At 57.1% G+C, this 10381-nt stretch carries 11 protein-coding genes; 7 read left to right on the plus strand and 4 right to left on the minus strand.

The annotated features are described in order from the left end of the window. The first annotated feature begins 141 nt into the window (after positions 1–141). The 6 genes from cpxP (at position 142) to DBY73_RS19655 (ending at position 6287) form a co-directional block, all read left to right on the plus strand. Positions 142–648, plus strand: a complete 507-nt coding sequence (cpxP, locus tag DBY73_RS19630) for a cell-envelope stress modulator CpxP (RefSeq protein ID WP_112012761.1) — start codon at positions 142–144, stop codon at positions 646–648. A 153-nt stretch (positions 649–801) separates the two neighbouring features. Then, positions 802–1695, plus strand: a complete 894-nt coding sequence (fieF, locus tag DBY73_RS19635) for a CDF family cation-efflux transporter FieF (protein ID WP_112012763.1) — start codon at positions 802–804, stop codon at positions 1693–1695. Positions 1696–1869: 174 nt separating this feature from the next. Next, positions 1870–2832 (plus strand): 6-phosphofructokinase, encoded by a 963-nt coding sequence (gene pfkA / locus DBY73_RS19640; RefSeq protein WP_112012764.1) that lies wholly within the window; start codon positions 1870–1872, stop codon positions 2830–2832. Positions 2833–3062: 230 nt separating this feature from the next. After that, on the plus strand, positions 3063–4052 hold the full coding sequence (locus DBY73_RS19645; RefSeq protein WP_112012766.1) for a sulfate ABC transporter substrate-binding protein: 990 nt from the start codon (positions 3063–3065) through the stop codon (positions 4050–4052). A gap of 110 nt (positions 4053–4162) precedes the next feature. Continuing rightward, positions 4163–4909: a CDP-diacylglycerol diphosphatase gene (locus DBY73_RS19650; protein ID WP_112012767.1), complete on the plus strand. Its 747-nt coding sequence runs from the start codon at positions 4163–4165 to the stop codon at positions 4907–4909. Between the two features lie 73 nt (positions 4910–4982). Continuing rightward, complete coding sequence (locus DBY73_RS19655) at positions 4983–6287, plus strand: SLC13 family permease (RefSeq protein ID WP_112012768.1); 1305 nt, start codon at positions 4983–4985, stop codon at positions 6285–6287. 101 nt (positions 6288–6388) lie between these two features. Here the strand turns inward: DBY73_RS19655 and tpiA are convergent, their stop codons facing one another. Both tpiA and DBY73_RS19665 read right to left on the minus strand, forming a co-directional pair. Next, positions 6389–7156 carry a triose-phosphate isomerase gene (tpiA, locus tag DBY73_RS19660; RefSeq protein WP_006808674.1) on the minus strand — a complete coding sequence of 256 codons (768 nt, stop codon included), beginning with the start codon at positions 7154–7156 and terminating at the stop codon, positions 6389–6391. Positions 7157–7267: 111 nt separating this feature from the next. Further along, positions 7268–7864 (minus strand): DUF1454 family protein, encoded by a 597-nt coding sequence (locus DBY73_RS19665; protein WP_112012770.1) that lies wholly within the window; start codon positions 7862–7864, stop codon positions 7268–7270. Positions 7865–7976: 112 nt separating this feature from the next. Between DBY73_RS19665 and DBY73_RS19670 the strand changes: the two genes are divergently transcribed. After that, on the plus strand, positions 7977–8396 hold the full coding sequence (locus DBY73_RS19670) for a DUF805 domain-containing protein (protein WP_112012771.1): 420 nt from the start codon (positions 7977–7979) through the stop codon (positions 8394–8396). On the opposite strand, the gene fpr is transcribed toward DBY73_RS19670, so the two are convergent. Both fpr and glpX read right to left on the minus strand, forming a co-directional pair. Continuing rightward, on the minus strand, positions 8397–9143 hold the full coding sequence (gene fpr, locus DBY73_RS19675) for a ferredoxin--NADP(+) reductase (protein ID WP_112012773.1): 747 nt from the start codon (positions 9141–9143) through the stop codon (positions 8397–8399). Positions 9144–9239: 96 nt separating this feature from the next. After that, entirely contained in the window at positions 9240–10250 is a 1011-nt protein-coding gene (gene glpX, locus DBY73_RS19680; RefSeq protein ID WP_112012775.1) for a class II fructose-bisphosphatase, read from the minus strand. Positions 10251–10381: the final 131 nt, after the last annotated feature.

Consider the following 10381-nt stretch of genomic DNA (forward strand, 5'->3'; position numbering starts at 1 on the left):
ACCTCCGAGGCAGAAATTACGACATCAAGGCTATCTAATCCATGACTTTACGTTGTTTTACACCCCCTGACGCATGTTTGCAGCCTGAATCGTAGACTGTCTCTCGTTGAATCGCGACACGAAAGATTTTGGGAGCAAGTGATGCGCAAAGTTACCGCTGCCGTCATGGCCTCAACGCTGGCATTCAGTGCGTTTAGCCAGGCTGCTGTAACGATAGTCGGCGATAACGGTCCCTCAGCGGAGGGTGCCTCGCAGAGCAGCAGCCAAATCCATATGTTTGACGGCATAAGTTTAACCGAACAACAGCGTCAACAGATGCGAGATCTGATGCAGAGGGCAAGACACGATAAGCCCCCTGTTAATGTTAGCGAAATGGAGACAATGCATCGCCTTGTCACCGCAGAAAATTTTGATGAAAGCGCCGTACGCGCTCAGGCAGAAAAAATGGCGCAGGAACAGGTGGCACGCCAGGTCGAAATGGCCAGAGTGCGCAACCAAATGTTTCAGCTGCTAACGCCCGAGCAGCAGGCGGTTTTAAATGAAAAACATCAGCAGCGAATGGACCAGCTGCGTGAGGTTGCACGGATGCAGCGAAGCTCAGATATGACGCTTTTCAGTAGCAATAGCAACACCCGTAGTAACCAGTAAACCCTGTTTTCCTTGCCATAGACACCATCCCTGTCTTCCCCCACATGATGTGGGGGTTTTTTTTGCCCTTCGTTAAGCCTTGTTAACGGTTTATTCATCCTTTGATCCCCTACGCATCCGTTATACTACCGCCATAGCATGACAGGAGCGTTTATGAATCAATCCTATGGACGGCTGGTAAGCCGGGCGGCAATGGCGGCGACCGTGATGGCGTCGTGCCTGCTAGTCATTAAAATTTTTGCGTGGTGGTATACCGGTTCGGTCAGTATTCTGGCGGCGCTGGTGGATTCGCTTGTCGATATTGCCGCCTCGCTCACCAACCTGCTGGTGGTGCGCTATTCGCTACAGCCTGCGGATGAAGAACATACGTTCGGCCACGGAAAGGCGGAATCATTGGCCGCGCTGGCGCAGAGCATGTTTGTTTCCGGCTCCGCATTGTTCCTGTTTTTAACCGGCATTCAGCACCTGGTATCCCCCACGCCAATGAACGACCCTGGCGTGGGCGTGGCGGTGACCGTCGTTGCACTTATTAGCACACTCGTTCTGGTAACGTTCCAGCGCTGGGTGGTAAGAAAAACACAAAGCCAGGCGGTACGGGCGGATATGCTTCATTATCAGTCTGATGTTATGATGAACGGCGCTATTCTTATCGCGCTCGGTTTAGCCTGGTATGGCTGGCATCGGGCCGATGCGCTATTTGCGTTAGGGATTGGGATCTATATTTTGTATAGCGCCTTACGGATGGGGTACGAGGCGGTGCAATCGCTTCTTGACCGCGCGCTTCCCGATGCAGAACGGAATGAAATTTTTACCCTCGTGACCTCCTGGCCCGGCGTCAGCGGTGCTCACGATCTTCGAACGCGGCAGTCAGGGCCGACCCGCTTTATTCAGATTCACATAGAAATGGAAGACAACCTGCCGCTGGTTCAGGCTCACGTTATTGCTGAGCAGGTCGAGCAGGCGATTTTGCAGCGTTTTCCTGGTTCAGACGTCATTATTCACCAGGACCCCTGCTCGGTTGTACCCGCACATGTTGAGCTTTTGTAATACGTGGTAAAAAAGTGAGCCAGGCCAGCATTTTGTGTATAAATTACCGCCATTTGGTCTGACCTGAATCAATTCAGCTGGAAGTGATTGATATACTATTTGCAGTATTCGTTGGTCGAATGGTTTCTTCCGGCAACAGATTTCAATTTTGCATTCCTAAGTTCAGAGGTAGTCATGATTAAGAAAATCGGTGTGTTGACAAGCGGCGGTGATGCGCCGGGCATGAATGCGGCAATTCGTGGGGTTGTCCGTGCAGCGCTAACGGAAGGCCTGGAAGTATTTGGTATCTATGATGGTTATCTGGGCCTGTACGAAGATCGTATGGTTCAACTCGACCGCTACAGCGTTTCTGACATGATTAACCGCGGCGGCACCTTCCTCGGCTCTGCGCGCTTCCCGGAATTCCGTGACGAACGCGTTCGCGAAGTGGCTATCGAAAACATGAAAAAACGTGGCCTCGATGCGCTGGTCGTTATCGGCGGTGACGGTTCTTACATGGGTGCAAAACGTCTGACTGAAATGGGCTTCCCGTGCATCGGTCTGCCGGGCACCATCGACAACGACATCAAAGGCACCGACTACACCATCGGTTTCTTCACCGCGCTGGGCACCGTTGTTGAAGCGATTGACCGCCTGCGCGACACCTCTTCTTCTCACCAGCGTATCTCCATCGTTGAAGTGATGGGCCGCTACTGTGGTGACCTGACGCTTGCCGCGGCCATTGCCGGCGGCTGCGAGTTCATCGTGGTGCCGGAAGTTGAATTTAGCCGTGAAGACCTGGTGGCTGAAATCAAAGCGGGCATCGCAAAAGGTAAGAAACACGCCATCGTAGCGATTACCGAGCACATCTGTGACGTAGACGAGCTGGCGAAGTACATCGAAGCTGAAACCAAGCGCGAAACCCGCGCGACCGTTCTGGGCCACATTCAGCGCGGCGGTTCCCCGGGTCCATACGACCGCATCCTGGCGTCTCGCATGGGCGCGTACGCTATCGAACTGCTGCTGGAAGGCCACGGCGGCCGCTGCGTCGGTATTCAGAACGAAAAACTGGTTCACCATGACATCATCGACGCCATTGAAAACATGAAGCGTCCGTTCAAAGGTGACTGGCTGGACTGCGCGAAAAAACTGTACTGATTGCCTCCGTTGCCCGGTGGCGGCAAGGTAAATGCAAAACGGTAACCCTTGAGTTACCGTTTTTTTATGTTTGCTCCCACCCACGTGAGTGAGGGTTGGGGTTAGGGCTACTGGCCGCTCACGCCGTTTTTATTCCACCACGTTATAGCCAATCTTTTTTTATTCTTTAATCATCGATTCCGTTTCTGGCACGCTGCATTCATCAAAACACTGCACAAGAGAGCTGGGCGATGAATAAATGGGGCGTGGGTTTAACATTATTGCTGGCATCGACCAGCGTGCTGGCAAAAGATATCCAGTTACTAAACGTGTCGTACGACCCGACGCGTGAGCTGTACGACCAATACAACAAAGCCTTTGCGGCGCACTACAAACAGGAAACCGGCGATAACGTGGTGATTCGCCAGTCTCACGGCGGCTCTGGCAAGCAGGCAACCTCTGTTATCAACGGCATTGAAGCGGACGTGGTAACGCTGGCGCTAGCCTATGACGTGGACGCCATTGCGGAGCGCGGTCGTATCGATAAAAACTGGATCAAACGCCTCCCGGACAACTCCGCGCCTTACACGTCAACCATCGTTTTCCTGGTGCGTAAAGGCAACCCGAAGCAGATTAAGGACTGGAACGATCTGATCAAGCCGGGCGTGTCGGTGATTACGCCGAACCCGAAAAGCTCCGGCGGCGCGCGCTGGAACTATCTGGCGGCCTGGGGCTACGCGCTGCACCACAATAATGGCGATCAGGCAAAAGCGCAGGCGTTCGTGAAGGCGCTGTTCAAAAACGTTGAAGTGCTGGACTCCGGCGCGCGCGGCGCAACCAATACCTTCGTCGAGCGCGGCATCGGCGACGTGCTGATCGCCTGGGAAAACGAAGCCCTGCTGGCAACCAACGAGCTGGGTAAAGACAAGTTCGAGATCGTGACGCCAAGCGAGTCTATCCTCGCGGAACCTACCGTTTCCATCGTCGATAAAGTGGTTGAGAAGAAAGACACCAAAGCGGTGGCGGAAGCCTACCTGAAGTATCTCTACTCGCCGGAAGGCCAGGAAATTGCGGCGAAGAACTTCTACCGCCCGCGCGACCCGGCCGTGGCGAAGAAATACGAAGGCGAGTTCCCGAAACTGAAGCTTTTCACCATTGACGAAGAGTTCGGCGGCTGGACCAAAGCGCAGAAAGAGCACTTCTCAAACGGCGGGACGTTCGACCAGATCAGCAAGCGTTAGGTCAATAATCGAGCATGGCGCAATGGCCCGGCGTGAGAAATCCGCCGGGTTTTTATTTGGTCATCATTTTGCGTTACTCTTTCGCTTCGGACGAAAACAGGGAACGCGTTGTGAAAAAGATAATCTTGCTGATTTTGATTGTTATGGTGGTTGCTGCAGGCGGCGGCTGGTACTGGCTGAAAGGCGGTAATTCGGATGCGCTGCGCCATATCGTTCTCGATCAATGCCTGCCTAACCAGCTGCAAAACCAAAACCCGGCGCCGTGTGCGCAGGTGAAGCCGGATGCGGGATACGTTGTCTTCAAAGACCGCAACGGGCCGCTGCAATATCTGCTGATGCCGACATACCGCATCAACGGCACCGAAAGCCCGCTGCTGACCGAGCCTCAAACGCCAAACTTCTTCTGGCTGGCGTGGCAGGCGCGCAGCTTTATGAGCCTCAAGCGCGGGGCGGCGGTGCCCGACAGCGCGGTATCGCTGGCGATCAACTCGCCAACCGGACGCTCGCAAAACCACTTCCATATTCACATCTCCTGCCTGCGCCCGGACGTGCGTGAAAAGCTGGATGCCGGCCAGGGGCAAATCAGCACCCGCTGGCTGCCGTTCCCCGGCGGCCTGGAAGGGCATGAATACCTGGCGCGCCGCGTGACCGAAGCCGAGCTGGTGCAGCGCAGCCCGTTCATGATGCTGGCGGAAGAGTTGCCGGAAGCGCGCGACCACATGGGGCGCTTCGCCCTGGCAATGGCGCAGCAGTCGGACGGCTCGTTTGTCCTGCTGGCGACCGAGCGTAATTTACTGGCGCTTAACCGTGCGTCAGCCGGGGAATTACAGGATCATCAATGCGATATCCTGAAGTGACCCCACCATAAATAGCGTTTACTCGCCCTGCCTGTCGCCGTAGACTTGCTGAAAAAATCTACAGGAGACAGGCATGTCGCTCTGGCTTACTCACCCTCTGTTCCTGCCCTCACTGATCGTCGGCGTCACCATCGTGCTGTGGGCGACGTCGCTGCTCCCGGAATTTATTACCGCGCTGTTGTTCTTTACGGCCGCGATGACCGCCAAAATTGCCCCGCCGGAGGTGATTTTCGGCGGCTTTGCCTCGTCGGCGTTCTGGCTGGTGTTCAGCGGCTTTGTGCTGGGCGTGGCGATCCGCAAAACGGGCCTGGCGGACAGGGCGGCGCGGGCGCTGTCGTCAAAACTGACCGATTCCTGGCTCATGATGGTGGCGAGCGTGGTGCTGCTGAGCTACGCGCTGGCGTTTGTCATGCCGTCGAACATGGGGCGCATTGCGCTACTCATGCCCATCGTCGCGGCGATGGCAAAAAGAGCGGGCATTGCCGACGGTTCGCGCGCCTGGTTTGGCCTGGCGCTGGCCGTCGGGTTCGGCACCTTCCAGCTCTCCGCCACCATCCTGCCAGCCAACGTGCCTAACCTTGTCATGAGCGGCGCGGCGGAAGGGTCGTACGGCATTCATCTCAACTACGTGCCTTATCTGCTGCTGCACACGCCCGTGCTCGGCATTCTTAAAGGATTAATTCTGATCGGCCTGATCTGCTGGCTGTTCCCCGGCAGCCCAAAACCGCCGAAAGAGGTCGCGGCGCAGGAACCCATGGGGCGCGATGAAAAACGTCTGGCCTGGCTGCTGGCGGTGGTGCTGATGATGTGGGTAACGGAGAGCTGGCACGGCGTTGGGCCCGCCTGGACGGGGCTGGCGGCGTCGATCGTCGTGATGCTGCCGCGAATTGGCTTTATCTCCGGGGAAGAGTTCTCGGCGGGCGTGAATATGCGCACCTGTATTTACGTCGCGGGTATTCTCGGGCTGGCGATTACGGTGACGCAAACCGGCATTGGCGCGGCGGTAGGCGAAGCGCTGCTTCAGTTTATGCCGCTGGACGCCGACAGGCCGTTTACCAGCTTCCTCGCCCTGACGGGGATCACCACGGCGCTTAACTTCATCATGACGGCCAACGGCGTTCCGGCGCTGTATACCACGCTGGCGCAGAGCTTCTCGGACGCGACCGGCTTTCCGCTGCTTTCGACGATCATGATTCAGGTTCTGGGGTATTCCACGCCGCTGCTGCCGTATCAGGCGTCGCCGATTGTGGTGGCGATGGGGCTAGGGAAAGTGCCTGCAAAGGCGGGGATGGTGCTCTGTCTGGCGCTGGCGGTCGTGACCTGGCTGGTGCTGCTGCCGCTGAATTATCTGTGGTTTAGCGTGCTGGGAAACGTGTAGTTCGGTGAGAGGTGTTTCCCCTCCTCCCAACCCTCTCCCGAGGGAGAGGGGGGAGAAGAGCGTAGGGCAGGTAAGCGCAAGCGCCACCCGCCACAACAGCATTACGCCTGTTTAGCCGCTTCTGCCGCTTTAACGATCACCGCGAAAGCGTCCGCTTTCAGGGATGCGCCGCCTACCAGCGCGCCGTCGATGTCCGGCTGGGTGAACAGCTCCGCAGCGTTGGACGCGTTAACAGAACCGCCGTACTGAATGATTACCTGCTCAGCCACTTTCGCGTCTGCTTTAGCAATGTGGTCACGGATGAATTTGTGAACCGCCTGCGCCTGCGCTGGGGTGGCTGATTTGCCGGTACCGATAGCCCAGACTGGCTCGTAAGCAATCACTGCGCCTTCGAAGGCTGCCGCGCCCTGAGTCTTCAGCACCGCGTCGATCTGACGTGCGCACACTTCTTCGGTTTTGCCCGCTTCGTTTTCCGCTTCGGTTTCACCGATGCACAGTACTGGGATCAGGCCCTGCTCTTTCAGCACGGCGAATTTCTTCGCGATGAATTCGTCAGATTCTTTGTGGTAGGTGCGACGCTCGGAGTGGCCGATGATGATGTATTTCGCGCCGATATCTTTCAGCATTTCAGCGGAGGTTTCACCGGTGAATGCGCCAGACAGGTTAACGTCAACGTTCTGCGCGCCCAGCACGATGTGGCTGCCGTCAGCGGCACGTTTAGCCAGGTCCAGGTACATATCCGGCGGAGCGATTGCAACCGCACAGCCCGTTACGCCAGCCAGCTCTTTACGCAGGTTAGCAACCAGCTCGTTTACCATGTGGCGGCTGCCGTTCAGTTTCCAGTTACCCATCACTAAAGGATGTCGCATTTCAATTCTCCACGCTAAATTAGCGAATTAAGGAATATGGCCGCCCTGTCGGGCAGCATGGTCTGTGAATCAGTATAGAGATTTTCCCCTGAAAGGCTTTGCTTTTTGTCATTAATTCGCCCCGCCAAGGGACTCTGATAACGCCAGCTTAATCGGTTCAACCGCGAAGGTCAGTCCCTTTTCGCCGTTATCTGCTACAACATAGCGAATGGCACCTTCCGTTTCGGCGTAGTAGCGTTTGCCTTTCCCGGCGGCCAGCAGTTTTTGCAGCTTTTTCTGGCTTTGCACTTTGGTGAGCGCGGGGGTAAAGGCCCGCAGCATCGCGCTCATGTACTCGAGCGCTTTGGCCTTCGCCGCTTTCTGTTCCGGCCCCTGAATGGGCAGCCAGGTTATCTGCATGCTTTTGATTTTCAGTGTTCCGCGCTCAAGCGCGGTGGAGGCGTATAAATTCTCGTTAATCTTGCTGGCCGCGCGCGTCAGCGTTGGCGTATCCCGTGCGGTATCAATAGCGCGAAATTCGTCCAGCGGCAGCGCTGGGTTGGCCGCGTTGAAGGCTTCGCGGAACTGGCTAATGGATTGATCGAACGAAGGCGCGCCCGCCAGAAGGTAAGGGGCGGTGGCCGGCGCGGTCGTTTCAGCGGCATGCAGAGAAACGCTGGCGCTTAGCATGGCTAAACACAGGAAAAAAAGGTGTGCCGAACTTTTCATCAATAATGCCCCTGACCGTAACTGCTCATGATTAAAACGATATATGCTCGGCTTGTCAAAAGGTCACAACTCCAGGGTAAAATACGCGCACTACGATAATAAGGAACCTTACATGACCATACAGCAGTGGCTGTTTTCATTCAAAGGGCGTATTGGACGCCGTGACTTCTGGATTTGGATGGTGACGTGGATCGTCGCCATGCTGGCGCTGTTTGTTGTTGCCTATAATGCCTGGCTGAGCACGCAGACGGCGGCGTTTGCGCTGGTTTGCCTGCTGTGGCCAACGGCGGCGGTGATGGTTAAACGCCTGCACGATCGCGGCCGCTCCGGCGCGTGGGCGTTTCTGATCGTTCTGGCGTGGATGCTGGTGGGCGGAAACTGGTCGATGCTGCCGTCCATCCTGCCGTGGGTGGTAGGGCTGCTGGCCCCAACGATCATCTTCGTGATGATGATTATCGATCTGGGCGCGTTTGTCGGCACCCAGAGCGAAAACAAGTACGGTAAAGATACCCTTGAGGTGAAATTCCGCTGATTACCAGTAGTGTTCAGCGGTCATGTGGCCCGGACGGCGGCGAAGGTGCTTCGTCATCTGCCGGGTATCCTTCAGAAGCTGCTGCGTGTCTCGCACCATCTGCGGATTACCGCACAGCATCACGTGGCTGGTTTCGGTATTCATCGGCAGGCCAACCGCCGCTTCCAGCGCGCCGCTCTCAATCAGCGCCGGTACGCGCCCCGTCAGCGAACCCGCCGCGGTTTCGCGGCTGACCACGGTCTGAATCTTCAGCTTCCCGCCATACTGCCGTTCCAGCTCCTGCATCTGCGGCAGATAGCTTAAGTCCGCGGCATAGCGCGCGGCGTGAACCAGCACGATATTTTTAAAGCGCTCGAGATCCTTGCCGTATTGCAGGATGGACAGGTATGGCCCGATGGCTGTGCCGGTGGCCAGCATCCAGAGCGTGTCGCAGTCTGGAATTTCATCCAGCACGAAGAAACCTGCCGCTTCGCTCACAATCTGCACGTCGTCGCCCGGCTTCAGCGCGGCAAGGCGCGGGCTGAGCTTACCTTCCGGTACGGTGACAAGATAGAACTCGAGGTCCGGGTTATCCGGCGCGTTAACGTAAGAGTACGCGCGCTGCACGCGTTCGCCGTCGACGTCCAGCCCCAGCTTCGCGAATTGCCCGGCCGTGAACGGATGGACGGGAGCATGCAGGGTGAGGCTAAACAGCGCGTCGGTCCAGAACTGTACCTTAGTGACTTTACCTGTTACCCAGTCCGCCATGATCTTCTCCTGTGCTGATTCTCTGTTCTATCTTCCGTACTTATGGGAAACATTTCCAGCCCATTCGGGCCGGAAAGCTCTATCGATCAAACGGTTTTACAGAATGTGCGTCTGCACGTCCGGGTCTTTGCGGTCGAGATAGTGAATAGACTGGATGCGGCGGATGGTGCGTGATTTACCGCGGATCAGCAGCGTTTCGGTGGTCGCCATGTTGCCTTTGCGGGTGATGCCGTCCAGCAGGTCGCCTTTGGTAATGCCGGTCGCGGAGAAGACAACGTTGTCGCTGCGGGCCATCTCGTTAAGCGCGAGGACCTTATTGGCCTCAATGCCCATTTCTGCACAGCGCGCCAGCTCCTGCTCGCCGATACGGCGGTTCTCTTCGCTGTCGCCTTTGACGTCGTGTCGCGCCAGCAGCCTGGCCTGCATGTCGCCATCCAGCGCGCGGATCACCGCGGCAGAGACGACGCCCTCCGGCGCGCCGCCGATGCCGTAAAGGACGTCTACTTCGCTGTCCGGCATGCAGGTCAGAATCGAGGCGGCGACGTCGCCGTCAGGGATCGCAAACACGCGCACGCCAAGCTGCTGCATCTGCGCGATGGTGGCGTCGTGGCGCGGCTTGGCCAGAATGGTGACGGTGAGTTCGCTAAGGGGCTTACCCAGCGCCGCGGCAACGTTGCGCAGGTTCTCGTCCAGCGGCAGGCTGAGGTCGATAGCACCTTTCGCGCCGGGGCCGACGATCAGCTTTTCCATGTACATATCCGGCGCGTTGAGGAAGCAGCCTTTATCGCCCACGGCCAGCACCGCCAGCGCGTTGGCCTGACCCATCGCCGTCATGCGCGTGCCTTCAATCGGGTCGACCGCGATATCCACGGCATCGCCTTTGCCCGTGCCGACTTTTTCGCCGATGTAGAGCATCGGCGCTTCGTCGATCTCGCCTTCGCCAATCACGATGGTACCGTCGATGTTGACCTGGTTAAGCACAATGCGCATGGCGTGGACGGCCGCGCCGTCTGCGGTATTTTTGTCGCCACGGCCTAACCATTTATAGCCGGCCAGCGCGGCGGCTTCGGTTACGCGGGAAAATTCGATAGCAAGTTCACGTTTCATGGGGTACTCGTGCAGTCAAAAGGAATTGCACGAAGTTTATCACAGAGTGGAGAGGGGGAAGGGGGGGCGGTCTGGACCCCTCACCCTAACCCTCTCCCCATAGGGGAGAGGGAACCGATCGAGCCACTCGC

The sequence above is a fragment of the Enterobacter sp. RIT418 genome (assembly GCF_003057745.1).
In the GTDB taxonomy this organism is placed as follows: domain Bacteria; phylum Pseudomonadota; class Gammaproteobacteria; order Enterobacterales; family Enterobacteriaceae; genus Enterobacter.

Excerpts from the sequence above, each read along its gene's own strand:
- tpiA (WP_006808674.1), bottom strand. The coding sequence starts at position 7,156 with ATGCGACATCCTTTAGTGATGGGTAACTGGAAACTGAACGGCAGCCGC.
- pfkA (WP_112012764.1), top strand. The coding sequence starts at position 1,870 with ATGATTAAGAAAATCGGTGTGTTGACAAGCGGCGGTGATGCGCCGGGC.
- cpxP (WP_112012761.1), top strand. The coding sequence starts at position 142 with ATGCGCAAAGTTACCGCTGCCGTCATGGCCTCAACGCTGGCATTCAGT.
- fieF (WP_112012763.1), top strand. The coding sequence starts at position 802 with ATGAATCAATCCTATGGACGGCTGGTAAGCCGGGCGGCAATGGCGGCG.
- DBY73_RS19665 (WP_112012770.1), bottom strand. The coding sequence starts at position 7,864 with ATGAAAAGTTCGGCACACCTTTTTTTCCTGTGTTTAGCCATGCTAAGC.
- glpX (WP_112012775.1), bottom strand. The coding sequence starts at position 10,250 with ATGAAACGTGAACTTGCTATCGAATTTTCCCGCGTAACCGAAGCCGCC.
- DBY73_RS19655 (WP_112012768.1), top strand. The coding sequence starts at position 4,983 with ATGTCGCTCTGGCTTACTCACCCTCTGTTCCTGCCCTCACTGATCGTC.
- DBY73_RS19670 (WP_112012771.1), top strand. The coding sequence starts at position 7,977 with ATGACCATACAGCAGTGGCTGTTTTCATTCAAAGGGCGTATTGGACGC.
- DBY73_RS19645 (WP_112012766.1), top strand. The coding sequence starts at position 3,063 with ATGAATAAATGGGGCGTGGGTTTAACATTATTGCTGGCATCGACCAGC.
- fpr (WP_112012773.1), bottom strand. The coding sequence starts at position 9,143 with ATGGCGGACTGGGTAACAGGTAAAGTCACTAAGGTACAGTTCTGGACC.